Origin of the sequence: Cytobacillus solani (genome assembly GCF_001420595.1) — a bacterium.
Lineage (GTDB): Bacteria > Bacillota > Bacilli > Bacillales > Cytobacillaceae > Cytobacillus > Cytobacillus solani.
Window position 1 is genome coordinate 2,091,734 of sequence record NZ_LJIX01000006.1, and the last position, 25,705, is coordinate 2,117,438.

At 36.2% G+C, this 25,705-nt stretch carries 29 protein-coding genes; 23 read left to right on the top strand and 6 right to left on the bottom strand.

Features of this window, described 5'->3' with window-relative positions; translation table 11 throughout:
- Window positions 1-71 precede the first annotated feature (71 nt).
- The 7 genes from AN957_RS12335 to AN957_RS28835 all read left to right on the top strand — a co-directional run bounded on the left by AN957_RS12335 (window position 72) and on the right by AN957_RS28835 (window position 6,901).
- On the top strand, window positions 72-488 hold the full coding sequence (locus AN957_RS12335) for an ArpU family phage packaging/lysis transcriptional regulator (RefSeq protein WP_056684387.1): 417 nt from the start codon (window positions 72-74) through the stop codon (window positions 486-488).
- 47 nt (window positions 489-535) lie between these two features.
- Window positions 536-676: a hypothetical protein gene (locus tag AN957_RS27710; protein ID WP_156319107.1), complete on the top strand. Its 141-nt coding sequence runs from the start codon at window positions 536-538 to the stop codon at window positions 674-676.
- Between the two features lie 667 nt (window positions 677-1,343).
- A complete protein-coding gene (locus tag AN957_RS12340; RefSeq protein WP_053475803.1) occupies window positions 1,344-2,060 on the top strand; it encodes a (Fe-S)-binding protein in 717 nt (238 codons plus the stop codon).
- Window positions 2,061-2,100: 40 nt separating this feature from the next.
- Window positions 2,101-3,525, top strand: coding sequence for a LutB/LldF family L-lactate oxidation iron-sulfur protein (locus AN957_RS12345; protein WP_056684391.1), 1,425 nt, complete (start codon window positions 2,101-2,103; stop codon window positions 3,523-3,525).
- A 2-nt stretch (window positions 3,526-3,527) separates the two neighbouring features.
- Window positions 3,528-4,232: a LutC/YkgG family protein gene (locus AN957_RS12350; RefSeq protein WP_053477511.1), complete on the top strand. Its 705-nt coding sequence runs from the start codon at window positions 3,528-3,530 to the stop codon at window positions 4,230-4,232.
- 177 nt (window positions 4,233-4,409) lie between these two features.
- Complete coding sequence (locus tag AN957_RS12355) at window positions 4,410-5,378, top strand: carbohydrate kinase family protein (protein ID WP_053475805.1); 969 nt, start codon at window positions 4,410-4,412, stop codon at window positions 5,376-5,378.
- Between the two features lie 218 nt (window positions 5,379-5,596).
- Window positions 5,597-6,901 (top strand): globin-coupled sensor protein, encoded by a 1,305-nt coding sequence (locus AN957_RS28835; RefSeq protein ID WP_053475806.1) that lies wholly within the window; start codon window positions 5,597-5,599, stop codon window positions 6,899-6,901.
- A gap of 151 nt (window positions 6,902-7,052) precedes the next feature.
- On the opposite strand, the gene AN957_RS26860 is transcribed toward AN957_RS28835, so the two are convergent.
- Complete coding sequence (locus AN957_RS26860) at window positions 7,053-7,244, bottom strand: DUF1272 domain-containing protein (RefSeq protein ID WP_075209138.1); 192 nt, start codon at window positions 7,242-7,244, stop codon at window positions 7,053-7,055.
- Between the two features lie 285 nt (window positions 7,245-7,529).
- On the bottom strand, window positions 7,530-7,883 hold the full coding sequence (locus AN957_RS12365) for a YxeA family protein (protein WP_053475807.1): 354 nt from the start codon (window positions 7,881-7,883) through the stop codon (window positions 7,530-7,532).
- A gap of 231 nt (window positions 7,884-8,114) precedes the next feature.
- On the opposite strand from AN957_RS12365, the gene AN957_RS28550 reads away from it, so the two are divergent.
- The 4 genes from AN957_RS28550 (at window position 8,115) to AN957_RS12380 (ending at window position 9,580) form a co-directional block, all read left to right on the top strand.
- Entirely contained in the window at window positions 8,115-8,315 is a 201-nt protein-coding gene (locus AN957_RS28550) for a hypothetical protein (RefSeq protein WP_245637783.1), read from the top strand.
- 1 nt (window position 8,316) lies between these two features.
- The gene (locus tag AN957_RS28995; RefSeq protein WP_342668479.1) at window positions 8,317-8,421 is read left to right on the top strand and encodes a hypothetical protein; all 105 of its coding nucleotides are present in this window, start codon (window positions 8,317-8,319) and stop codon (window positions 8,419-8,421) included.
- Window positions 8,422-8,534: 113 nt separating this feature from the next.
- Window positions 8,535-8,966, top strand: a complete 432-nt coding sequence (locus tag AN957_RS12375; protein ID WP_245637784.1) for a MarR family winged helix-turn-helix transcriptional regulator — start codon at window positions 8,535-8,537, stop codon at window positions 8,964-8,966.
- A 68-nt stretch (window positions 8,967-9,034) separates the two neighbouring features.
- Window positions 9,035-9,580: an NADPH-dependent FMN reductase gene (locus AN957_RS12380; protein ID WP_056684397.1), complete on the top strand. Its 546-nt coding sequence runs from the start codon at window positions 9,035-9,037 to the stop codon at window positions 9,578-9,580.
- A gap of 285 nt (window positions 9,581-9,865) precedes the next feature.
- On the opposite strand, the gene AN957_RS12385 is transcribed toward AN957_RS12380, so the two are convergent.
- A complete protein-coding gene (locus AN957_RS12385) occupies window positions 9,866-10,219 on the bottom strand; it encodes a hypothetical protein (protein ID WP_053475810.1) in 354 nt (117 codons plus the stop codon).
- A gap of 792 nt (window positions 10,220-11,011) precedes the next feature.
- Between AN957_RS12385 and AN957_RS12390 the strand changes: the two genes are divergently transcribed.
- On the top strand, window positions 11,012-11,716 hold the full coding sequence (locus tag AN957_RS12390) for a methyl-accepting chemotaxis protein (RefSeq protein ID WP_056684400.1): 705 nt from the start codon (window positions 11,012-11,014) through the stop codon (window positions 11,714-11,716).
- Window positions 11,717-11,802: 86 nt separating this feature from the next.
- Here AN957_RS12390 and AN957_RS12395 read toward each other — a convergent pair whose 3' ends face one another.
- Entirely contained in the window at window positions 11,803-12,081 is a 279-nt protein-coding gene (locus tag AN957_RS12395) for a phage holin family protein (RefSeq protein WP_321172054.1), read from the bottom strand.
- A 151-nt stretch (window positions 12,082-12,232) separates the two neighbouring features.
- Here AN957_RS12395 and AN957_RS12400 point away from each other — a divergent pair, with 151 nt between their 5' ends.
- The 10 genes from AN957_RS12400 to AN957_RS12445 all read left to right on the top strand — a co-directional run bounded on the left by AN957_RS12400 (window position 12,233) and on the right by AN957_RS12445 (window position 21,830).
- Window positions 12,233-12,451 (top strand): DUF1659 domain-containing protein, encoded by a 219-nt coding sequence (locus AN957_RS12400; RefSeq protein WP_056684403.1) that lies wholly within the window; start codon window positions 12,233-12,235, stop codon window positions 12,449-12,451.
- Between the two features lie 50 nt (window positions 12,452-12,501).
- The gene (locus tag AN957_RS12405; protein ID WP_056684406.1) at window positions 12,502-12,720 is read left to right on the top strand and encodes a DUF2922 domain-containing protein; all 219 of its coding nucleotides are present in this window, start codon (window positions 12,502-12,504) and stop codon (window positions 12,718-12,720) included.
- Window positions 12,721-12,786: 66 nt separating this feature from the next.
- Complete coding sequence (locus AN957_RS12410; RefSeq protein WP_053475814.1) at window positions 12,787-12,924, top strand: YvrJ family protein; 138 nt, start codon at window positions 12,787-12,789, stop codon at window positions 12,922-12,924.
- A 212-nt stretch (window positions 12,925-13,136) separates the two neighbouring features.
- A complete protein-coding gene (locus tag AN957_RS12415; RefSeq protein WP_053475815.1) occupies window positions 13,137-13,337 on the top strand; it encodes a cold-shock protein in 201 nt (66 codons plus the stop codon).
- Between the two features lie 308 nt (window positions 13,338-13,645).
- Complete coding sequence (locus AN957_RS12420) at window positions 13,646-14,791, top strand: exonuclease SbcCD subunit D (RefSeq protein ID WP_053475816.1); 1,146 nt, start codon at window positions 13,646-13,648, stop codon at window positions 14,789-14,791.
- Window positions 14,788-17,922 (top strand): SbcC/MukB-like Walker B domain-containing protein, encoded by a 3,135-nt coding sequence (locus AN957_RS12425; protein WP_056684409.1) that lies wholly within the window; start codon window positions 14,788-14,790, stop codon window positions 17,920-17,922. The genes AN957_RS12420 and AN957_RS12425 overlap by 4 nt, the downstream gene beginning before the upstream one ends.
- Window positions 17,923-18,024: 102 nt before the next feature.
- A complete protein-coding gene (locus AN957_RS12430) occupies window positions 18,025-18,705 on the top strand; it encodes a Dph6-related ATP pyrophosphatase (RefSeq protein WP_053475818.1) in 681 nt (226 codons plus the stop codon).
- Between the two features lie 15 nt (window positions 18,706-18,720).
- Window positions 18,721-19,449 carry a YwaF family protein gene (locus AN957_RS12435; protein ID WP_053475819.1) on the top strand — a complete coding sequence of 243 codons (729 nt, stop codon included), beginning with the start codon at window positions 18,721-18,723 and terminating at the stop codon, window positions 19,447-19,449.
- Window positions 19,450-19,523: 74 nt separating this feature from the next.
- The gene (gene selB, locus AN957_RS12440) at window positions 19,524-21,410 is read left to right on the top strand and encodes a selenocysteine-specific translation elongation factor (RefSeq protein ID WP_075209139.1); all 1,887 of its coding nucleotides are present in this window, start codon (window positions 19,524-19,526) and stop codon (window positions 21,408-21,410) included.
- A 120-nt stretch (window positions 21,411-21,530) separates the two neighbouring features.
- The gene (locus tag AN957_RS12445) at window positions 21,531-21,830 is read left to right on the top strand and encodes a C40 family peptidase (protein WP_056684411.1); all 300 of its coding nucleotides are present in this window, start codon (window positions 21,531-21,533) and stop codon (window positions 21,828-21,830) included.
- A gap of 45 nt (window positions 21,831-21,875) precedes the next feature.
- On the opposite strand, the gene AN957_RS12450 is transcribed toward AN957_RS12445, so the two are convergent.
- The gene (locus tag AN957_RS12450) at window positions 21,876-22,925 is read right to left on the bottom strand and encodes a M42 family metallopeptidase (protein ID WP_053475820.1); all 1,050 of its coding nucleotides are present in this window, start codon (window positions 22,923-22,925) and stop codon (window positions 21,876-21,878) included.
- A 112-nt stretch (window positions 22,926-23,037) separates the two neighbouring features.
- Entirely contained in the window at window positions 23,038-23,223 is a 186-nt protein-coding gene (locus AN957_RS12455) for a hypothetical protein (protein WP_053475821.1), read from the bottom strand.
- 321 nt (window positions 23,224-23,544) lie between these two features.
- On the opposite strand from AN957_RS12455, the gene ltaS reads away from it, so the two are divergent.
- Complete coding sequence (gene ltaS / locus AN957_RS12460) at window positions 23,545-25,479, top strand: lipoteichoic acid synthase (protein ID WP_425388943.1); 1,935 nt, start codon at window positions 23,545-23,547, stop codon at window positions 25,477-25,479.
- The last annotated feature ends 226 nt before the right edge of the window (window positions 25,480-25,705 follow it).

The following is a 25,705-nucleotide window of genomic DNA, read 5'->3' on the forward strand; positions in this document are numbered from 1 at the left end:
AAGAAAATAAAAAAGCCAGGATTTCTCCTGACTATACCCACTTCTATTTTAACACGGGAGGGATCCATTTGGTGGGAAAACAATTAACATTTAAGCTTCCTGAAATAGATAGAGAAGCTACGCAGCAAAACGTTGAAGAAGCGATTGAAACTTATCGCATATATTTACTCACTGTTCCAGAAGAAAAACTTCCTAAGATAACGGCTACATATTCCCTTGTTCCACCATCAAACACCAATGGATTTCATTCAACAACTGAGGATATAGCCATACAAAGGGCAGATGAAGAACGTGAGCGTATCGAATATGTAGAATGGTTTCGAAAGGCAGTAAATAGATTATCACCCAAGGAACGGGAAGCTTTATTCATCAGATATTTAGGCGAAGAAGAAGCTTACGATTATGAAGTCTATAACCAACTAGGCATGAGTGAATCATATTACCATCGTAAATTTAAACCGATTGCCCTGGTAATATCGTTCAAATAACAGGCCAAGGTACAACTAATAACCCTTTATTGTTTGGACCAAACCCAATGTATACACTCAATTTAAACGGTGTAATGAATAATAAGACTATTTCAGTCGTTATCACTGGAAATAACAACACATTCGTTGCTTCTACCACACAACTAGGGAATGGTGAATTAGTGGTTGAGGATTGTCCTACACCTTAAAAGAATCCAGTTCCTATTTATTTTCAACCAAATTGAAGGTTAGATTTATCATCACGTGATCGTTTTATTCAAGAGATAGGGAATTTGGAACAAGCCGTAACAAATTGCAGTTTCATAAGATGCTGTTCAGCTTGAAAGACTGTTGAAATTAGTAATAATAAAGAGATTATTTTAGAATTTCAATTAGTTAAATTCCTTGATCTTAGCAGTGTAACTGCTAAGACAATTACCAATGTAACTGCAATTGAGATACCTGCGGTAGGAATTGAAGGGATAGTGATCTTATCTTTCACCGAATTAGAAAGATAAGAAAGTTTGAAGGGACCGATAAATAATTCAATATATATGTTAAACACACCTTTTTTAAACAGGTGTGTTTTTATGTAATTGGATCAACGAACAGAATGATAGACCTCGGTTTCTAGCACTTAGAAATATTTACATTTACTGAGCCTTTGTTAAGAGTGCAAGCTGCTATTCAACTGCATCAAAGTTTTTAACGAGACAATGACTGATTACTGAGAAATCCTTGATACTCTGATATAGGAGTGTCTACTTTGTATAAAGTATGGAATATTCAGAAAAATATATTCAAAACTAATTAAACATACTATATAATGAAACAAAAATATATAAAATGTAAGTCTACTAAAGGGATGGATGAAAAATGAAGGTAAGTTTATTTGCAACATGCCTTGTTGATTTGTTTCAGAGCAATGTGGGAAAAGCGACGGTTGAGCTGCTTGAAAAATTAGGATGTGAGATTGATTTTCCGGAATCTCAAGTTTGCTGCGGTCAGCCATCTTATAATAGCGGCTATATAAAAGAATCCAAAGAAGCAATGAAACGAATGATTGAAACCTTTGCAGATGCGGATTATGTCGTTTCACCATCTGGATCTTGCGCATATATGTTCCATGAATACCCGCGTATTTTTAAAGATGATCCTATTTGGGAACATAGAGCAAGGGAACTAGCTGAAAAAACATATGAACTAACACAATTCATAGTGGATGTATTAAAGGTCGAGGATGTTGGAGCTAGATTTGATGGGAGTGCGACTTACCATACGTCGTGCCATATGACGAGATTACTAGGTGTAAAAAAAGCACCGATGATTCTATTAAACAATGTAGAGGGTCTGAGAATGACTGAATTGCCTGGAAAGGAAAAGTGCTGCGGCTTTGGCGGAACATTCTCGGTTAAAATGGCTCAAATATCAGAGCAAATGGTAGATGAAAAAGTCACACATATTGAAGAAACACAAGCGGATTATTTAATTGGGGCTGATGCTGGATGCTTAATGAATATTGGCGGGAGAATTGATAGAAAAGGAAAACCGATAAAGGTTCTCCATATTGCTGAAGTATTAAATAGCCGTTAATGTGCATTTAAATGAGTAAATGATATTGGGGGAATCGTGTATGCCGATGAAAATAGGTTCAGAAGAATTTAAGAACCGTGTGGATAAAGGAATCCATGATTCATTTATGCGTGGTGCTGTCGCGAGTGCACAGGATGGGATCGGACAGAGAAGGCAGGAAGCGGCTGATGAACTTGGCAACTGGGAGGAATGGCGTTCCCATGGAGAGGAAATACGGCAGCATGTGTTAGCACACTTGGACTATTACTTAGAGCAATTAAGCGAAAATATAGCAAGATGTGGAGGGCACGTCTTTTTTGCTCGAACGAAGGAAGAAGCAAATGATTATATACGAGAAGTAGCCCAAAAGAAAAAAGCGAAGAAAGTTGTCAAATCAAAATCGATGGTGACAGAAGAGATAAATTTAAATTCAGTCCTGGAAAATGCCGGCTGTGAAGTAGTCGAAACAGATCTTGGAGAATACATCCTCCAAATTGATGATCATGATCCGCCTTCACATATTATTGCACCAGCTTTACATAAAAATAAAGAACAAGTTCAAGAGGTATTTACAAAAAAACTTGGTTATAAAAAGTCAGCTAAGCCTGAGGAACTTGCATGGCATGCCCGTAAAATGCTGAGAAAGGAATATTTAATTGCAGATATTGGTATTACAGGCTGTAATTTTGCTGTGGCTGAAACAGGTTCCATCTGTTTAGTAACAAATGAGGGAAATGCAGATTTAGTTACTGCTTTGCCCAAAACACTAATTACGGTTATGGGGATGGAACGAATTGTTCCAACCTTTGAAGAAATGGAAGTTCTCGTCTCTCTTTTAACTAGGAGTGCGGTCGGTCAAAAATTAACAAGCTATATCACCTTGTTTACAGGACCAAAAGCAGAAATGGAAGTCGATGGACCTGAAGATTTTCATCTAGTCATTTTAGATAATGGCAGATCCAATATTCTTGGCGTAGAATTTCAATCCATCTTGCAGTGTATTCGCTGTGCTGCTTGTGTAAATGTCTGTCCTGTCTATCGCCATGTAGGCGGCCATTCCTATGGTTCGATTTATTCAGGTCCTATTGGTGCCGTTCTCTCTCCTTTATTAGGAGGCTATGACGATTACAAAGAACTCCCTTATGCATCAACACTTTGCGGGGCATGTACAGAGGTCTGTCCAGTGAAAATCCCTTTGCATCAGCTCCTTCATAAACATCGTGAAGTTATTGTTGAAAGAGAAGGAAAAGCACCAATATCTGAAAAGCTGGCAATGAAGGCATTTGGCTTAGGGGCTGCATCACCAGCTTTATATAAAATTGGCTCCAAAATTGCACCGGCGGCTATGAATCCTTTTACCATAGGAGACAAGATTTCAAGCGGTCCAGGACCATTAAAAGCATGGACAGAAATTCGTGAATTCCCTGCGCCAAATAAAGAAAGATTTAGGGATTGGTTCAAAAATCGTGCAAAGGAGGATTATTAATGATTTCGAATATGATACAAAATCGCGATGAATTTTTGAATCAAATTGCTGATCGGCTTGGACGAAAGCGAATCTCCTCTACGATAGTGAGACCGCAGTGGAAATATCGCCCTCAAAAAGAAGTATTAAAAAATGCCACACAGGACGAATTATTGGATGTGTTAAAGGAACAATGTAAGAAAATCCATACAAGTTTTTGCATTACTGCTCTTAAAAATTTACCTGCTGTCTTAAAAGATGTTGTATCAGGATATGGCGGCGGTCCCATTGTTACTTGGAAGGATAAACGTTTTTCCCAGTGGGGATTAGATACTTTTCTAAAAGAGGAATGGGAAAGCTATGAGTGGAATCCCACAAAGGACGAGGAAAACATTAAAATAGCCGAAAAAGCGAATATAGGTATTACCATTAGTGAAATTACACTTGCAGAATCCGGAACAGTCGTTTTATTTACGGATAAAAACAAAGGCAGAACGGTAAGCTTTTTACCTTCGGCATACATTGCTCTCATCCCAAAAAGTTCAATCGTTCCGCGGATTACACAAGCAGCTGTGAAAATGAGAGAAATCTATCATACTACAGGTCAGGTTTCATCCTGTATTAATTTTATTACTGGACCAAGCAATTCAGCGGATATTGAACTGAAATTAGTTGTTGGCGTTCATGGGCCTGTTAAGGCGTATTATATTGTAATTAATGATCTCTAATTATAGATATTTAATTGAAGGGGATGGGTGTCTTTAGACCTATTTGTAGATTCAGCAGATATAAAATATATTAAATCTGTACAAATGTTGTTGATTTAGATAGAATAACAACAAATTCATTCCACCCCTCAGTCTAGTTACTGAGGGTTTTCTTAATAAAAGAAAGAGATGATGACATTGGGAAAACTTTATGCAATTGGTGAGGTATTAATAGATTTTGTTCCATTACAAAAAGGGCTGCCTCTTAAAGATGTGATTTCCTTTGAAAAAGCCCCAGGAGGAGCACCAGCAAATGTAGCTGCAGCTGTGGCAAAATACGGAGGACAGTCTTCGATGATTACAAAAGTAGGCGAGGATCCATTTGGTGATTTTTTAATAGAGAAGCTAGAAAGTTCAGGTGTGGAAATAGATAGAATACGAAGGACAAATGAAGCAAAAACAGGGGTAGCTTTCGTATCATTGAAAGAAGATGGGGAAAGAGATTTTTCTTTTTATCGTCATCCTTCAGCAGATTTGCTTTTACAAGAAAAAGAAATTGATTCGAAATGGTTTGAGCAGGGGGACATTCTTCATTTCTGTTCAGTTGACTTGGTGGAAAGTCCGATAAAGCAGGCTCATAAAAAAGCGATAAATGCAGTCATTGATGCGAATGGTTTAGTCAGTTTTGATCCCAATGTCCGGCTCTCCTTATGGGATAACCCTGAAGCATGCCGAAGTGCGATCATTGAGTTTATTCCCCATGCTCATTTAGTGAAAATATCTGTTGAAGAGCTAGAATTTATTACAAACAAATCCAAAATGGATGAAGCCATTCAATCAATCTTTATTGGGAATGTAAAGGCAGTGATATATACAAAGGGAGCTGCAGGTGCTGATCTATACATAAGGGAATACAAATATGAATCAATAGGATACCCTGTAGAAGTAGTTGATACAACGGGGGCAGGGGATGCGTTTATTGGTGGAGTTTTATATAAGCTACTAGAAATGAGAGCATGCCCATCAACTTTGGAGGTAATTCTCCAAGAAAATCATGCTGAAATCCTATCATTTGCGAATGGAAGCGGTGCTTTAACTACAACTGGAAGAGGAGCCATTTCCTCTTTGCCAACAAAAGCGGCAATTTCAGAATTAATAAACGTATAAGATTCATAAATATTATATTTATTACTGATTCTAAAATGAATGAACAACAATTAGAAGAAAGGGGATAAAAGTCAAAATATCAAAGCGTTTAAATTGTTATAAATTTACCGTATATTGGAATTTTGTGAAAAAATGAGCATTTTTCTTCCTATTTACACTATCTGCATAGTAGAATATTAGTGTCAATCGACATTAATCGACATGTGGAGGAGAAGAAATTGTTCAGACTAAGGAAACAGCGAAATAGTGGTAATAAATGGTTAGGATCAATGTCAGTATCGAAAAACCATATCCTTATCTCTCCAACCCCAATGGTAAAAGAAAAGCTTTCTATGATTCATTTAGAGGAGAAAGATTTAGAAATCATTGCAAGTATTCAGCCATTAGTAGAAAAGTACGTTGACAAAGTTGTGGATGAGTTTTATAAGACAATTTTACAAGTAGAAGAGCTGCGGACGATCATTGAAATGCACAGTAGTGTTGATCGTTTACGACAAACTCTTCGAACTCATCTAATTGATTTATTTGAAGGCAGGGTCGATTCTGCATTTTACGAAAAGCGTATCAGAGTAGCAAAGATACACTATCGAATTGGGCTAAAGCCTGCATGGTATATGGGTGCATTTCAAAATCTGCAAAATGCCTTATTTCAAAATATAATGGAAGAAGTGCAGGACTTAGGAGAATTACAGAAAATTTGGACGGCTGTTTCCAAGGTCTTAAGTTTAGAGCAACAACTTGTATTAGAAGCATACAATGAAGAAACTGAACAAAAAATACAGTCTACTTTCACAGATGGACAGAAGGATTTACAGCAAAAAATTTTTCATGTCAGTCAAACTCTAGTTGCTGTTTCAGAAGAAACGCATGCTTCTGTAGCTTCTTTAATAACTAATAGTAAAGATGTAAGTGAATTAGTGCAGAACAGCTACACTCAAGCGAAGACAATCCAAAGACAAGTGAAAGAAGGACAAAATACACTTCTTACATTATTGGAGAATGTTAATCAAATTAAAAAGGAGATTCGCTTAATGAGAGAAACGGTTTCTCATTTAGCACGTTCATCTGAAAAAATTACTGAAGTAGTCCGTCTTGTTCATATCATTGCAGACCAGACCAATTTACTTGCCTTAAATTCTGGAATTGAAGCAGCAAGGGCAGGGGAATATGGGAAAGGATTCGCTGTAGTTGCACAGGAAGTTAAGAAATTGGCAGAAAAAACAAAAAGCTCGATAGCAGATATCCAATCATTAATCGATACTTCGCAAACCTATACAGCTAAAGTGACAAATACTTTAATAAAAGTCGAAGATGCAGTTCGTATAGGAGGAGATGTATCCAAATTAACGGATGAAAATTTCCAGACAATCCGTTTATCTATTGAAGGAAATGAAATGAACTTGAATAGAATGGAAAGCCAAATGGAGAATTTAGTAAAAGTTATTGAAGAAGTAGACAAATCTACAACACAGGTTGCCTCATCGGCGGAGTCTCTAAACAAAGTTATGAATTTAACGAAGTAATACGAAACAATCAGATATAAAATTTGTTAAATATAAAAAATAAGGAGTGCAGGGAAATCCTGCGCTCCTATTATATTTCATTAAGCAGATTCATGATATGGAAACAAAAGAGTATTTAAGTAATAAAAAACAGGGAATAATTCCCTGTTTGCTATAAGGAGCAAGATTGTTGCGGTCTCTTTGGTCTTCTTACTAATTCACCACCACAATTCGGACAGATATTTTTCATTTCTTCTGTACAAGGCAAGCAAAAGGTACATTCATGTACACAAATAAAAGCTATTGAATCTTTCTCAATTGGAGACGTACAACGCTCACATTCTTTTCTCATTTCTAAAGCCATTTTAATAATCCCACCCTTGAATAATAGTTATGATTGTCTATTTTACTTCAAGGAAAAATATTGAAAAGGTGCAGATTTCGAAAAAATTAGAAGGACAGATCTAAAAGATGATGACTATTAGCTACTTAATAAGCAATCAATTAATCAAGGAGGGAATATAGTGAAAGTTTATAAACTCTAACTTTTAACGAGACAAAAGATAGATAATGTTTTACAGTTAACTTATTAAGTGAACTTAAAAAAGCAGTGAAATACTTCACTACTTAACCTTAAAATCCATAAATCTTATTTGAGCTTATTTTGAACAACGGAGGGCATATCATTCAGTTGCACCTCTTCCCAAGATTTCACATAAGTTCTTTTGGTATCAACTTTTAAGTATGCGCCTTCCCGTAATTGTTTACTGGCAGTGAAAGTAATCTTTATTTTCTTGCCATCTTCATTAATTCCTTCTAAGGCATATTCGTATGTTGATTGATTTATTTTTTTTCCAGTATGATCAATCTTTACGAAAACATCCTTTTGAGGGATAAAAGGGTTTAACATATCTGCAAGTTCGTTCTTAACCAAAAGAGACATAGACAAAACAATTATAACTGCAACAACCAAAAATCCAATTGTTATCTTTAATACTCTCATTTTCTAGAAATCCTCCTCATCTTTTTTAACATTTTACAAGGAATAGAAAATAATATCCTTCGATTATGGTTACATATTAAAAAATGAAGTGACAATATTGTCACTTTCTAAGTAAAAATGTTAAATATTTGTTGAAAATTGGAGTATGATACAAAAGGTAGGGTTCGTATCATTTATTAATGCTATTATTTTTATATCTTGAGAAAAGGGGATATAAAATGGGCATTAATTTTGTTAAAGTTGAAGTTTTATTTATCAGAAGAGTCTATTGTGCAGCTAAGGAATAAATTAAATGAAATTGGTGTTTTAACAGAAGGGAAATATGACAATGTTATTTACTATACAATAGTTAATGGTTATTGGAGACCATTAGAAGGATCAACTCCATTTGATTGGAGAAACAGGGAAAATTTCTTTTTGTACAGAATGTAAAATGGAATTTAGATGCCCGAATAAGGATATAGAACTTGTGAAGAAAATAATCAAGGATGTACATCCATATGAGGTACCATTAATTAATGTACTACCATTATTGTAAAAGGATGTAAGGAAATAAAAGATAATTAAAGATCAATATTTTGACAGGTACAAATGACTTGATTATAATTAACATGTAAACAGTTGATATATCAACTAATAAGGATGATGCAATTGAAATACATACCATTGGATAATATTGGGGTCTTTATTCATACGATTGATTTAGAAATCACAAACTATGTAAATAATCGTCTAGCTTCTTTTAAGTTAACTTCCGAGCAAAATTTAGTTATGGCGCTTTTATGGGAGCAAGAAGGAATTTCCCAAAATGAAATTTCGTCAAAATTAAATAAGGATAAAGCTAGTATAGCAAGGATGGTTTCGACTCTTGAAAAAAAAGGTTATCTTCGCAGAGTGGTATGTCCAAGTGACCGACGCTCAGTTGAAATATATTTAACAGCAGAAGGAAGAAAACTTGGAACAGAAGTTATTCCAATTAATAAGGAAATCCTTCAAGTGATTACAAGAGGGATGACGATTGAGGAAATTTCTGAACTACATACCCTTCTCATAAAAATTCGTGATAATGTAAATCAATTATAGACTGTTGGTGTAGCAACTGCATGAGGTTGATGTATCAAATGATATTAATAAACTGGAGGTTTAATTCTATGAAAATTGTTGCAATTGTTGGTAGTATCCGAAAAGAATCATATAATTTGAAACTTGCTAAGTATGTGAAGGAAAGATATAAAAACTCTTTTGAGTTGGAGATCCTACCTATTGCAGATCTTCCTCATTATGACCAAGATATTGAATCGAATCCCCCTGCCGTTGTTACAGAATTTAAAAGGAAAGTAGCAGAGGCAGATGCTGTTCTATGGGTGACACCAGAATATAATTATTCCATTCCAGGTGTATTAAAAAATGCAATAGATTGGTTATCACGTGTCGAAAAAGTCATGATTGGGAAACCATCTTGGATCATGGGTGCGACAATGGGAGCTCTAGGTACAGTAAGGGCTCAGCAGCATTTGCGTGATATTCTATTTTGCCCAGGTGTTGGTTCACCGCTTTTACCAGGAAATGAAGTGTATGTTGGTGTTATTCATGAAAAGATGGACGAATCAGGCAATCTTACACATGAGCCTACGGTTAAATTTCTAGATATGGTTGCTGATAATTTTATGAACTGGTTAAATCAACAGCAAAAATAAATAAAAAATACTCCCTGTCTAAGCGATAACAGGGAGTATTTTCTTTTTAATATATCTATCGACAAATCCCCAAATAATATGCCAATATTTTTCAGGATCTACTTTTTCAGCTTCTCCATGGCCAGCGCCTAGAATAATTAATTAATCCTTATGATACCAAACTTTTTCACATAAACAACCCTTTCATTTAAACCCATTCTTACTATGATTATTTCATTTTAGTAAAAAAGGGAAAAAACAATAAAGCTTGAAGAATTCTTCAAGCTTTGAGTCATTTAAATTGGATTATTCTTTTTTCTTGTTTTTGTCATCTTTATCATCTTTTTTCTTATCAGGCATTGAACGATAAAATTGCGTATTCATACTGCCTTGAACAATATTTTCTAAGAAGAATTCACTGATAAGTTTTAAATAATCCTCGTCATCGAACATTTTTTTATTTTGTAATTCCATTTCTGCTAATCCTTCATAGGTGGAAAGAAGAGCATATGTATGATCTTGTCCAGTAATAGGGGTTAATATGTCTACCTTGTGGTCAAATTTTTCGTTTCGAAAGTTCTTTATTGCTGTTAAATTTTCTAACCCTTCGTTGAATTTATCCTGTTTCAATTGAAATGTTTGGTACACATATACTGTCAATTAAAGCCCTCCCGATTATGAATATACTCTCTTCTTAGTATCTCCATTTCTTATTTTTTATAATCTGCAAACGATGTTAACGCAGGACAGATGAAAGTAAATATTAGTGATGCTTTTTCTGTAAGGTTGAAGAAGCAAAGGAAATTCTTCCCCAATCAAAAGATAATGTATACAAGTGGTGACCCGATGCTTTAATTGCCATGAATGAGGGAAATAAGAACAAATCTGCTGAATTTAAGTCCCGGCTAAAGGATCCTAAATTTGTGAAGTATCTTAAGAAAAAGTGTTGATTGTAGGGAATTGTCCAAGCAATTTGTTTGATTTGAAATAATATAGTATGGAAGATCTCCTCCTTAAGGTCTGTGGTCTACCTTTGAAACCGTTCATCATGATTTAGATGATGAGCGGCTTTTTTCATTTTCATTCTGGAGGATCTGTCTCAAAAGTCTTTTAGAAATATGGTAAAATATATAAAATATTTCTAAAACAGCATGAAATGAGGAACAATAATGAAGATCACTGTAAGAAAAAAGTTAATTTTTTGATTTTTATTCGTGCTATTGTTATTTGCAATTGTTGCGGGCATTTCAAATGTTCAACTTAAAAAAGTAAATGAGTGAGGAATTAGCAGCAGGTGCTGAACAAAGTGCAAATGCTTCATAGCAGGTAGCTCAGATTACTCAGCAAAATGCATCCAGTATAGAAAGGCAAATTTCTGGTTTTCAAGAAACAACAAACTCTATCCACCAGATGAATATAAGTATACAAGAAATAACAAAAAGCAGTATAGAAATGAAGGATGTCACAGAAAAAGCAAATCTTCTTACAATCGATGGAGAGAAATCTGTTGGAAATATAGTTAAGCAATTAAACGAAGTGAATAAATCCGTCGAAAGTGCAGCTAAAGCCATCCAGTTACTTGAAAGTCGTTCAATAGAGATTCGTAATATTATAGGAATGATTACAAATATTGCGGAACAGACCAATCTATTAGCATTGAATGCGGCTATTGAAGCGGCTAGGGCAGGAGTACATGGAAAAGGTTTTGCTGTAGTTGCTGATGAAGTGCGTAAACTTGCAGAGGAATCAAGGATTTCTGCAGAGCAGATTCAGAATATGATTGAAATGATCCAACTAGAGACAAATCAGGCTGTCCATGCAATGAACGCAAGCAATAATCATGTATTGGTTGTACTTGAAGATTCGAGGAAAACAAGGAGCGCTTTCTCGGAAATAGCTGAAACTATGGAGGAAGCGACAGGGAAAGTAACCAATGTATCTATTCTTCTTGAGAAATTATCAGACCTTTCTGTTCAAATTACGAAAGTGATATCAAATGTTAAAGATATTTCCGAACAGAACATTATTGCTATGGAGGAAGCAGCTGCTGCTACGGAGGAGCAATTGGCAACGATGGAGGAAGTTTCTGCTTTATCTTCATCGCTTGCAAAGATCGCAGCAGAAATGCAGTTCGCCGCATCAAAGTTTAAACTATAATAATTATGGATAAAAAAGGTAATTCTATGTGACTTAAAGGAAGTACTAGCATGATGCTAGTACTTTTTACATTTTTCGGCAGATACTTACTCTTTTTTCTTACCATTTTTGTCAAAGAAGGTCTGTTTAAGCATTTGATGACCTAATACGGCTACACCTGCAGCAATGATTCCATTAATGAGCCCTATGAAGGAAAATCCAAACGCAAAACTTCCGATGAGGATAGAGACTAGCAGAATGACCCAGATAATCATCCAATTAGGAATAGCTGGTGTTTGTTTTAAAGCGAATCCGAGCACCCATAGAGCGGGAACGAGCATTAGGTAATTTTGGTTTAAATAAGATAGTAAATCCAACGTGTTCACCTCCTTGCTTGTTTCCTACTATTCTATGAAAATTGGAAGTTTTTGTTTGTTTCTTTATCCAAGGTTACCCGACACATACAAATAAATCTGCTTTTATCATGTCCTTTTCTCTTCTTTACTTATATATAAAGGGTGAGGGGAGGTGAAAAACATGGCACAAGCTTTGATGGTTGACTCAAAAATTCGACTAAGCTTTGAAACAGGTATGAATGACAAAGGTGAACCTGTTTATAAGTCGAAAACAATCGGGAATGTAAAGAAAACGGCAAGTGCAGATCAAATTCATGAAACAGCTCAAGCACTTGCCTCTCTCTGCAATGACCCGCTTGTAACAGTTGTAAGGAATGACAGTTTTGATATTGTTGGGTAATAGCGATGAATTCTGCGAGAAAGAACAAATATTTAAGAGGAGGTGAAATCATGGCAAAATCATTAGAATTATCTTTCTTAACAGAGAACGGGAAATTATCCAAGCTTTCAATCGATAACCCAAAGGAACCAATCAATCCGGCTGCAGTTAAGCAAGCCATGGAACAAATAATTTCTGCAAATATTATTCAAACCGTGAATGGGGACTTAGTTGCCTCTGAAGGTGTAAGAGTCATTGAAAGGAATGTCATAGATTACAAATTAGTATAAGCATCACTGGGCTGTTCATGTGTATGAACGGCCCTTTTCAAATAGTTGAAGAAAGGAGTTTGGAGGATGGAAGAGTTAATCCCGTTCATTAGCGAAGTTGGCTTTCCGATTATTGTGACGCTCTTTTTGCTGCACCGAATTGAGGCAAAATTGGACGTAGTGGTTACATCAATTCAAAGCCTTCCCGAACGACTGAAAGAATAGATAACAAGACTACCATTATCACTTGTAAGATTGACTTATTTTTCTAATAGTGTTAAATTTAATGTAGCCGTTATGCATCGTATTATATTTTTGCAAGCCGATTTTTCCAAAGATTTAATCGTTTGGATGAGTAATGATGAGTAAAAGTTATAATCGTTGTGAATGGTGAATTAACACATGGCTAGTTATTGCCAATAGGAGGATTTTTTCTTATGAAAAACGGTAAAGTTAAATGGTTTAACGCTGAAAAAGGTTTCGGATTCATCGAAGCTGAAGATGGAAACGACGTATTTGTACATTACTCTGCTATCCAAACTGAAGGTTTCAAATCTTTAGAAGAAGGCCAAGAAGTATCTTTCGAAGTTGTTGAAGGTGCTCGTGGACCACAAGCTGCTAACGTAACTAAACTATAATTGACAAACTAATAATGAAACAGTCCTGTTCTATTGGCGGGACTGTTTTTTTATTTATCTGCGCATTAATTTTGGTGGAATATTTACAGCTAACATTGGATTTCATAGAAAAGTTCTGCAAAAGGTGCATTCAAATGATAAATTTCAGGAAATTGAAGAAGGGCAAAGTCCCCTGCATCCCCGTGATCTGCACTAATCGAACCAGGCACCTAAAGGGTGTCTTATTTTTTCCTCTAAAAGAAGAAATCTCATAAATGATGAATTTTGATATAATGATTGATAAGAGCAAGTAAGGAGATGAGAATGGAATGAAATTTATTCATACGGCTGACTGGCATTTAGGTAAGCTTGTTCATGGCCTATATATGACAGAAGATCAGCGGTACTTTCTAAATAAATTTGTTGAGTTAGTAGAGGAAGAGCAGCCAGACGCAGTTGTTATCGCGGGAGACTTATATGATCGCTCAGTTCCGCCGACAGATGCTGTCGAACTGCTCAACGAAATTCTATTTAAAATAAATGTAGAATTAAAGACGCCTATTGTTGCTATTGGGGGCAATCATGATAGTGCAGAGAGACTATCATTCGGAAGTTCGTGGTACAAGCAAAGTCAATTCTTTTTAACTGGCAAGCTTGAAATGGACATTCAGCCGATACATATACATGGTGTGAATTTTTACCTTGTCCCATATGCAGAACCAGGTATGGTTAGACATCTATTAAATGATGAATCTATTCATTCGCACCAAGATGCAATGAAAGCTGTCATTGGAAAAATAGAACAACATTTGAACCCTAATGAGCCGAATGTTTTTGTTGGACATGCCTTTGTCCTTGGAGGTCAAACGAGTGATTCAGAGCGAACATTATCTGTTGGAGGCTCTGGTTGCGTGGGGTCAGAATTATTTGAGCCATTTTCCTATACAGCATTAGGACATTTGCATAGTCCGGATGCGATTAAGCACCCAACGGTCCGCTATTCAGGTTCCCTCTTAAAATATTCCTTCTCAGAAGCCAAACAAGAGAAATCAATTTCGATTATTGAAATGAAGGACAATGGCCAATTTGATTTACGCATCCGTTCTATTACTCCGAAGAATGATTTACGGGAGCTTGAAGGTCATCTGGATGAGCTGATGGATCCAAGTATTTACGAGAAACAAAATGTGAATGATTACTTGAAAATTATTTTACATGATGAAGGGGCGTTAATTGATCCAATAAATAAGCTGCGTCAAATCTATCCGAATGTGCTGCATCTTGAACGGAAAATAGCCATGACGGATATGAAGAAAAAGCAGTCTTTTTCCTCAGTAAAGGAAGACAAGAAGTCCGAGCTTGAGCTGTTTAAACAATTTTATGAGGAGATGACGACTTCGGAATTTACAGATGAAAAAAATATAGTTATGGCTGAAGTAATCGAGAAAACGTTAAAGGAGGAAGCCGGAAGATGAAACCGTTAAAATTAACGATGCAAGCATTCGGCCCGTATGCTGGATGCGAGCATATCGATTTTACGAAGCTTGGCAGCCGGACAATGTTCGTTATATCAGGTAAAACCGGTTCAGGGAAAACAACCATTTTTGACGGGATCAGCTATGCGATTTATGGGAAGGCAAGTGGAGAAGATCGAAACGGACCTGATCTTCGAAGCCAGTTTGCTAAAGATGAAACAGTGACAGAGGTGTCATTAGAATTTACATTAAGAAACAAAACCTATTTCATTACGAGATCTCCGCAGCAGGAAAAGAAAAAAGCACGTGGAGATGGATTTACAACAATAGGTGCAAAGGCAGAGTTATATGTATATGACACAGATGGAAATAGACAGCTACTTGCCGCTAATGTTCGTGATGTGGATGAAAAAGTAAAAGAAATTATGATTATTGACAGTAATCAATTTAGACAAATATTAATGATACCTCAAGGGGAGTTCCGAAAGCTGCTCACATCTGAAAGTAAGGATAAGGAAGTGATTCTGCAGCGACTTTTCCACACACAAATCTATAAACGGATTGAAGAAAAATTAAAGGAAGATGCAGTTGAACTCAGAAAAATGGTAGAAAAGCAAGTGGAGCATCGGAACCAGGCCATCCAAAATATCCATGTACTTTATAATGAAGAGCTAAAAGGATATCAAGCTGCTGGCAGTTTAAATGATCATCTTATTATGCCATTATTACAGACAGAAATTAGCAAAATGTCAGAGGAGCTTGAGAAACTTGCAGATTACTTAAAGATAAAGCAAGAGGAAAGAAATGCTCTTCAGCAAAAGCTATATGAAGCAGAAGCAATTGCTAAACAGTTAAAGGCAAAGGATGATTTGCAAAGCAGGAAGGAAGAACTTGAAAAGGAAATAGAAAAATACTCTCACATCGAAGTGCAAATCAATCTCGCTCAAAAAGCTGCAGTCCTTGCACAGCAGGAAGAACTTTGCCATCACTTGAAAAAAGAAGTAGATGCAGCAAATCGTGAGCTTTCCATATTAAAGGAGGAAATTTCTCATCTTACTATCCAGCTCAAAGAGCAGGAAGAGAAATGGGAAGCTGAAAAAGAACGTGAGCTAGAAAGAACGGCAATTGGCGAGCAAATTAGTTATTTGAATAATTTAAAGTCAGATATTCAATCTTTTGCAAGTGTTCAAAAGGAAGTGCAGGAACTAGGAAGGGAGCTTGAAAATTGTTCAAGGGAGAAGTCAGCATTAGAAGAAATGGAAAAAAGGATTGACAAAAACATTCTGGCCTTAAAAGAAGAAAAGCAGGAGATCGATCATAATCAGTTAAAGTTAGTAGAAGTCTCACACAAGCTAGAAAAGTTAGCTGGAGAAATTTCACTTATTATTAAATTTGAGGACCAAAAATTCCGATTAGAACAGGCAACTAGTCAATTTGAAAAGAAAAAAAAGTTTTTGGCTAATGCTGTTGCAAGGTTAGCTGATGCCAAGAGTATGACTTTGGAATTGGAACAAAAATGGCTTCATGGACAAGCTAGTTTACTTGCGAATAAGCTACAGGATGGGGAAGCATGTCCCGTATGCGGCTCTGAACATCATCCAAAAATTGTAACTACAGCAGCTGAAATTCCAAATGAAAAAGACATTAAAATGGCCAAACAGCAATATGATGAAATTGAAAAGGAAAAGGGCAGTGCTGAAAAAGCTTTTTATGAAGTTCAATCCATTATTCTGTCATTAAAGGAAACGGTAAATAATAGTATCGAAGATATTCAAAGACAGCAGCCCGATTTATCTCCTGCTGATTTTCCAGTATATAAACATACAATCATGTCAAAGCGACAAGAGTTAGAAGCAACACATCTATTGCTGACAAAAAGTGTTGAGCGGCTTTCCATTTGGGCAAAGGAATTACAGACATTCGAACAGGATAAAGAGAAAAATGATAGTGAACTTCAAAAAAAGAATGAGCAGTTAAATGAAACGACCATTCTATATACGGAAAAGAAAACGTATTTAAAACGAATGATGGAAAGCATACCTGAAGACCTCCGCACCATTGATGCTTTTGAAGCGCGTCTAATGGAGTCTGTAAAAAAACAAAATGAATTAATGCATAGATTAGAATCGGCTCAGCGTTTGTATCAGGACAGCAGAGAGAAATTACTATTAGTAAAGACGAAGTATGAAACTATTGAAATGAATACGAAACAAACAAATGAGCAGCTAGTAAAAGAAAGAGCAGCATTCGTTGACCGCATGAAGGAACAAGGCTTTGCAGCTTATGGAGAGTATAATGGTGCAAAAAAATCGGATCAAGAAATCAAGCTGCTGGAGAAAGCATTCATCGAATATCGTGAGGAAGTTCGTTCAGTTAATGATCGCTACAATGAATTGCACGAGCTGTTAGCAAAGATTGAGAAACCAGATATGGATAAGCTAAATGCTGCGTTCACTAATATTGATGTGCAAATTCGATCGCTGCAGGAAGCATATACAAATCTATTTATGAAAAAAAGAGATAATGAGGAATTAGAGAGTAAAATAAATCAAATTAATGAAAAAATGAAGGCACTTGAAGAAAAATACAAGGTAATTGGCCATTTGTCAGAGATTGCTAAAGGCCAAAACACATATCGGATTACTTTCGAAAGATTTGTTTTAGCTTCGTTTCTTGACGACATTCTAAATGAAGCAAATGGCAGGCTTAGAAAAATGACGAGTGGAAGATATGAGCTTATCAGGAAAACGGATCGCTCAAAAGGTAATGTTCAAAGTGGTTTAGAATTGCTCGTTTTTGACCAATATACAGGTCAGGAGCGTCATGTGAAAACATTATCTGGCGGTGAAAGCTTTAAGGCTGCACTTGCACTTGCTCTAGGGTTAGCAGACGTAGTGCAACAATATGCTGGAGGCGTCTCACTTGAGACTATGTTTATTGATGAAGGGTTCGGTACCCTTGATCCGGAATCGCTTGATCAGGCTGTTGAAGCATTAATTGATATCCAAAGCAGCGGAAGACTTGTCGGGATTATTTCACATGTTCCAGAACTTAAAGAGAGAATTGACGTAAGGCTGGAAGTCGTTGCAGCTCAAACAGGGAGCAGGACAGAATTTCAGTTTTTAACATAATCATTTACAAAGGATAGGATTCTACAATTCTATCCTTTTTTTAGCAGACGATCAGAATTATGGTATCATGATGAAAAATTTACAATAAAAGGATGAATGATGTTGACAAAAAGAGTGGCTTTATCTTGGAGCGGCGGAAAAGACAGCTGTTTGGCACTTGATAAATTGACTAAACAAGGGGTGGAGGTCGCCTGTTTAATAACAACGGTTCCGATTGAAATAGGTAGAACCTTTGGACATGGAGAGAAGATGGAATTAGTTAATCTTCAAGCGAAAGCTTTAGATATTCCGGTAGAATTTATCTCCTGCACCTTTGAAGATTATACAAACAGCTTTGCTAATGCTTTGAAAAGTTATAAACATCAATATCAATTGGATGGGATTGCCTTTGGTGACTTATATTTAGAAGAGCACCGGGAGTGGGGAGAACAATTGGCGAAGGATACATCACTGGAACCAATTTATCCATTATGGGGAAGAAAAGAAGATGCTCTTCACCTTCTAGCTACCTTTGTTCAATCAGGCTATAAGGCGACTGTCATTCGAGTCCGTGAAGATGTGCTTGATATAACATGGCTTGGGAGACAGCTAGATACAGCTTTCATTCATGATATGATGACAAAGGATTGTTGTCCGATGGGGGAATCTGGCGAATACCATACATTTGTTTCAGATGGTCCACTATTTCACGCGAAAATTGAACTTGAACAGCCAGAGATCATCAAGTTTGAAACAACACAAAAATATGAGTTTCAAAAAATTAAGCTAATTCAAAAAGAATAAGAGGGGCATAGCTATATGAGCAAACTATTTGGCCATCAATATGACCTTTTTCCTTTTGAAGTTTTTTCTGTATCTCATTTTTTAATGATTGCTATATTTTTTTGCGGATCTGTAGTTCTCTATAGGTTTCGAGACTCTTTTAGGAAATATGACCAAGAGGCAAGGGGCAGTATGTTTTTTGTCCTTTTCTTATTAGAAACCTTGTATCATTTTTGGTTATATAAGGATGGCTATTGGGATATTTCATTTACTTTACCGCTTCAGCTTTGTTCGCTTAGTCTCGTATTATGTTTAATTTTACTATCAACAAGAGCGCAATTTATTTTTCAGATTGTCTATTTTATCGGTATTACAGGTGCCTTTATGGCCATTTTAACACCTGAATTATTTCTAGGGTTTCCACATTTCCGATTTTTTCAATTTTTCATTACTCATATGTTTATTATTTGGACTTGTCTATATTTTGTGTTCGTCCATAAATTTAAACCGACAAGAAAGGGTCTTTTTGCCTCATTTTTATTTTTGAATGGGAGCGCGGGAGCTGCGTTTATAGCAAATAAGCTTACAGGCGGAAATTATATGTTTCTTGCTCATAAACCAAGCAATGGTTCTTTATTAGATTATTTTGGTCCTTTTCCTTATTATATATTGACATTAGAAGCAGTTGCTTTCTTCCTGTTTTTCCTTCTGCTAATCCCTTTCGCTTTGAAAAATAGAATTTCAAGGAAATTATATGACAAATAACCTTAACGATTGAATTTTTCTTATATAAACGATAATGTGAAGATACATAAGTAAAGCAGGAGTAGGTGGCAGCGATGAAAAGGTTTTTTACAATTGGTATGGCTGGACATATCGATCATGGAAAAACGACGTTAACAAAAGCTTTAACAAATGTGGATACAGATCGATTAAAGGAGGAGAAGGAACGTCAAATCTCTATTGAACTTGGGTTCGCACCTCTTTATGAAGATGAAGAAATCCAAATTTCTGTTGTGGATGTACCAGGTCATGAACGGTTTATTCGTCAAATGATTGCTGGTGTGGCAGGCATTGATTTAGTTGTTCTTGTTGTCGCAGCCGATGAAGGGGTTATGCCCCAAACAAGAGAGCATTTACATATTTTAGGGTTATTAGGTGTTCAGAATGGAATTGTCGCCATTACAAAAATTGACCGTGTAGAGGAAGAATTTATCGATTTAGTGAAGGATGACATTTTAGAAGAATTAAAGGGGACTGTATTTGAACAGTCACCCTTTATCCTAGTTGATAGTCTTTCATTAAAAGGGATAGATGATCTGAAGAATATGATAACCAATACACTCAAACTGCTGGAAACAAGGGATGTTAGAGGGGCTTTTCGGCTGCCAATTGACCAGGTCTTTACTATTAAGGGACAGGGCACAGTTGTTAGGGGTACAGTCTATGAGGGTTCAATAGAAGAAGGACAAGCATTAATGGTGATGCCAAAAGGGCTGGAAACACGTGCGAGGCAGCTTCAAGTTCATCATCAGCCTGCTGGACAGGCATTTGCTGGTCAGCGGGTGGCAATCAATCTTTCTGGTATTTCAAAGGAGAATATTGAACGAGGAGATGTCCTTGTGTCTTCAGAACATTTTATTATCACACGGACAATTGATGTTGCCCTAAAGGTTGCCGAAGATTTAGATTATATGGTTAAACAGAGAATGCCAATTAAATGTCATATTGGTACTGCAGAAGTGATGGGACGAATTGTGTTTTTTGACCGGAATGAAATAAAAGATGAAAATAGTGAAATTCTTTGTCAAATCCGGTTAGATGAGGAGATTGTTACAAAGCGTGGTGATCGCTTCATTTTAAGACGGCCAAGTCCTCAAGAAACAATCGGAGGCGGCTGGGTCATCGATCCAAGAGGCGAGAAATATCGTTTTGGCCATAAAACAATTGAAGAATTAGCAAAGAAAAAAGAAGGCAGCCCGAAGGAAAGAATGATGGCTGCTATATCTGAAGCGAAATGCTTGACGCTAACAGAGTTAATAACAAGAACTTCACTTGATGAATCAGAATTAAAGCCAATTTTAAGTGAGGATGACGAGTTCATTTATTTTAATGGGAAGGGATATACTCTATCCTCTATAAAAGACTTTATTGAAGAAGATATGTATGACCGCATGAAGGATTTTCATCATGATAATCCGATGAAGCCAGGTGAAAATAAAGCAGCATTATTACAGCCTATGCAAAAGATGTACCCGAAACAGCTTTTGGAATATGTTTTAGAACAGGCAATTGAATCTTCACTTTTCTATAAGAGGGGGCAATACATTCATCTTCGTGATTTTAAGCCTCATATTCCTTCGAATTGGGAAAAAAGAACAGATGGCTTGCTTGAACAACTAAAAAGTGACAGGTTAAAAGTGAGATATATAAGTGACTATTTTACAAAAGCAGGCATACCGAATCAGCTAGAACCTGACATAATGAGATTTTTAGTAGATGAACTAGAGATTGTGCCACTTGATGATCAATATTATTGGCATAGTGAACACTTTAAACATGCGGTCGAAATGTTGAAGAATCATACTGGTTTGGAGTTTGATGTTGGTGAAGCAAAAGAAGTTCTTGATCTCTCACGAAAGTATATGATTCCGTTTTTGGAACGATTAGATGCGATGGGTTTAACAAAAAGAATCGAGAATAAGAGGATATGGATAGAAAAGTAAATAGGTAGAATTAGAAGCCAAAAAAATTTTCCAAATGGCTTCTTTTTTTTAAATTTTTTTTGCTTCTTAGGTGGAGGCGCTTATTGCTGAAGCAAAAAAGTATATCGGAGCTCCTTACAAATGGGGGGAAGTACACCAGCAGCATTTGGCGGTAGCGGCTATTTAAACTATGTGTTTAATAATGTTGGCATTTCTATACCAAGGACGATTTCTTCTATTTGGAATGCAACGAAACCAGTTTCAACACCGCAAGTGGGGGATATTGTATTCTTTAACACAAGTTCAGGTCCATCACATGCGGGCATTTATCTAGGAAACAATCAATTTATTCACTCTGGATCATCTACTGGCGTAACGATAAGTGATATGAATGTATCATCTTGGACAACTCGTTACATTGGGGCGAGAACGGCTTTATAAGCATAAATATAACAAAGCCTCTAGTTATGGAGGCTTTGTTGAATTTTATAGAACCATTTCAGACTGTACATAATGGAATAGCAATTTTGCTGTATTCTCGATCGATTTTTTATGAGTTCTTTCAAAAGCATGGGATGAATCAATCCCTGGTCCGATTAAGCCATGAACGATGTCATGTCCTGCACGAATGGCTGCTGAAGCATCTGAGCCATAGTAGGGATAAATATCAAGCTTATATTCAATTTGATGATCCTTTGCTAGTTGCACTAATTTTTTTCGTAATTCATAATGGTAAGGTCCACTTGCATCCTTTACACAGATCGATACAGTATACTCATCTGTTGCTTGCCCGTCTCCCATGGCTCCCATATCCACAGCTAAATACTCAACCGTTTCAGGAGTAATATTTGAGTTCCCGCCATAGCCAATTTCTTCATTGTTAGAAATAAGAAAATGCGTAGTATATGGAAGCTCCTTGTTCTCTAATTTTATTTGCTTTATTAACTGCAATATTATTGCAACACTTGCTTTATCATCAAGATGACGAGATTTGATATAGCCGGAAGGCGTCATCTGTACACGTGGGTCAAAGGATACAAAGTCACCAACCTCTATCCCAAGAGCTCGTGCGTCTTCTGCACTATTAACGACCTCATCTATACGAACTTCCATATTGTCCTGATTTCTTTCTGCTTTTCCAGCATCCTTATACACATGAACAGAAGTTTGGTGCATCAATATTGTTCCAGTATATTTTTTTCCTTCAGATGTTTCAATCTCACAGTATTCGCCTTCAATGGAGTTGTATTTAAAGCCGCCAATTAGATCAAGTTTAAGTCTGCCGCTCGGTTTTATTTCCTTAACAATTGCTCCAAGTGTATCCACATGGGCCGTAAGGAGCCGGTGTTTTTTGTCACTTTTGCCACGAAGAGTTGCGATTATTCCCCCTTTACGATTTCTGCACGTTTCTACATCTAATTCTCTCAAGTATTGTTCTACAAATGAGATCACCTTTGTCGTATTTCCTGAAGGGCTTGGGATAGAAACTAATTCTTTTAAGAGCTGAAGTGTTTCATCAGTATTTGGATATGCCATATGTAAATCTCCTCTCTTTTAAAATAACGTACCCATTCATTATTATAATTCTTTCTAGGTGCACATGAAATAAAAACAAAGAGAGACCATATGATAGGTCTCTCGCCAATGGCTATTTCTTTATGAGTGATTTTATCCCGTGATATAATAATACGAATGAGAATACAACGATCGCAATTCCTCCAACAATATCGAAAAAGTTTGCAATTCCTGGTGTAATAATTGCAGATGTTGGTACGTTTATCAGTGCGAATCCTGACAATATGGAGGCTAAATAAAGTAAAATTAATTGTAGCATATATATGTCCCTCCCTTCTCTATACACTATGATAGAGGGGGAATTCTTGCTTCATCTAATGTCCATATAATCTTAAAAAATTGAGGGGATATTGTCCATTTTTGTAGGAATTAGGGGGGAATTGGCTAAATTTTTGTTATGGTTTTTAGTTTTCAATCGCGAAATTCTATGATATATTAGATAACATCGTTCAACTCCCTAATAAAAATTTGATGTTCAATAGAAAAATTATGTGAACTTAGCGCTTGCTAAGTTTTTCTGGTTTTTTAAATGTGTGAGGTGTGAATTATGAAAAAACTTTTTTCATCTATAAAAGATAAAATGAAAGGAAACTTGCCGCTTTTCTTTCTAGTTGTTATTTTATTTTGGCTAAAAACTTATGCAGCATATCGAATTGAATTTAATTTAGGAATTGATAATAAAATGCAGGAGTTTTTATTATTTATCAATCCTTTAAGTTCAGCTCTTTTATTCTTTGGATTGGCATTGTTATTTAAAGGGAAAATTCAATCAACCGTATTAATTTTAATGAACTTTTTACTTTCATTTGTGTTGTATGCAAATATCGCTTATTATCGCTTTTTCAACGACTTTATTACTGTTCCAGTCGTTATGCAAACGAAAGTAAATGGGGCACAATTGGGAGAGAGTGCACTATCTTTAATGTCTCCACTTGATATTTTCTACTTTACGGATACCATTTTGCTTATCCTTTTCGTAGCAAAGAAATGGTACAACCCAGGAAAATTAGTAAGCAGAAAACCAGGAGCAGTTGTAATCCTTGCTGCGGTAGCGACTTTTATGCTGAATCTTGGACTTGCGGAAAAGGATCGCCCTGAGCTATTAACACGTTCATTTGACAGAAATTATCTTGTTAAATACTTAGGTGCTTATAATTTCTCTGTGTATGATGTCATTCAAAATGCGCGTTCTGCCAGTCAAAGAGCATTGGCAGACTCTAATGATATTACCGAAGTTGAAAACTATATTAAGGCGAATTATGCTGCACCAAATCCTGAATACTTCGGGAAAGCGAAGGGAATGAATGTCATTTATGTTTCAATGGAGTCATTGCAAACATTTATGATTGATTACCAGCTCAATGGTCAAGAGGTTACCCCTTTCTTGAATTCATTAGCACACGATGGGAAAACTTTTTACTTCAATAATATTATTAACCAAACAGGTCAAGGGAAAACATCTGATGCCGAGTTTATAATGGATAACTCATTATATCCGATGTCACAAGGTGCGGTTTATGTAAATAAGGCACAAAATACGTATCAAGCGTCTCCTGCAATTCTGAAATCACGAGGTTATACATCTGCTGTATTCCATGGGAACTACAAAACGTTCTGGAATCGCAATGAAATGTACCGTTCATTAGGGTATGATGAGTTTTTTGATGCAGAATATTATAATATGACTGATGAAAACACAAAAAATTATGGTTTAAAAGATAAACCGTTTTTTGCTGAATCCATGCCAATGTTAGAAAGTCTGCCACAGCCTTTCTATTCTAAATTTATTACATTGTCCAACCACTTCCCGTTTAAAATGGATGAGGGCGATACAGATTTTCCAGCAGCGGAAACAGATGATAATGTTGTCAATCAGTATTTCCAATCGGCGAATTATATGGACCAAGCATTAGAGCAATTCTTTAATGATTTGAAGACATCTGGATTGTACGACAATACGGTTGTTGTTTTATATGGCGACCATTACGGAATATCAGAAAACCATAATAAAGCAATGGAAGAAATCATCGGCAAGGAAATTACTCCATTCGATAATGCTATGCTCCAGCGAGTACCTGTGTTCATTCATGTACCAGGCGTAGATGGAGGCTTAGTGAATAAAGTTGGCGGTCAAGTTGATGTTCAGCCTACTCTAATGCATCTACTAGGAATAGATACGAAAGATTATTTGACAGTAGGCTCTGATCTTTTATCAAAAAATCATCGTGAAGTTGTTCCATTCCGAAATGGCGATTTTGTTTCTCCGGAAGTTTCTCAGATAGAAGAAAAATGTTATTCAACTGAAACAGGAGAGTTAGTAGAAGGAGCAGGGTGTGAGTCTCTAGCTGAAAAGGCAAGAGTTGAATTGCAAATGTCTGATGAAATTGTTTACAAAGACTTGCTTCGCTTCTATAAACCAGAAGGATATGAGCCTATTAATCGTAATGATTATCAATATATAAAGAAGGATATTCCTTTTACGGAAGAAAGAAATGGGCTTGGCACACAGCAATAGGGGTTATCCCTAATAAAAGCATATAAACACGTAGCACCTCCTGATACGATCAAAGTATCAGGAGGTGCTTTTTTTATGACGCCAAGTTCCTCCTATTATAGCTAGGCTGAACGAACGAATAAAGAACAAAAGAAGATATCTTTCATATAGTATATAGATATTGTTTATTTGAACGACATAGTTTAAATGAGGTTTGAGAACTCTTGACATACTATGAAAGGAGTGT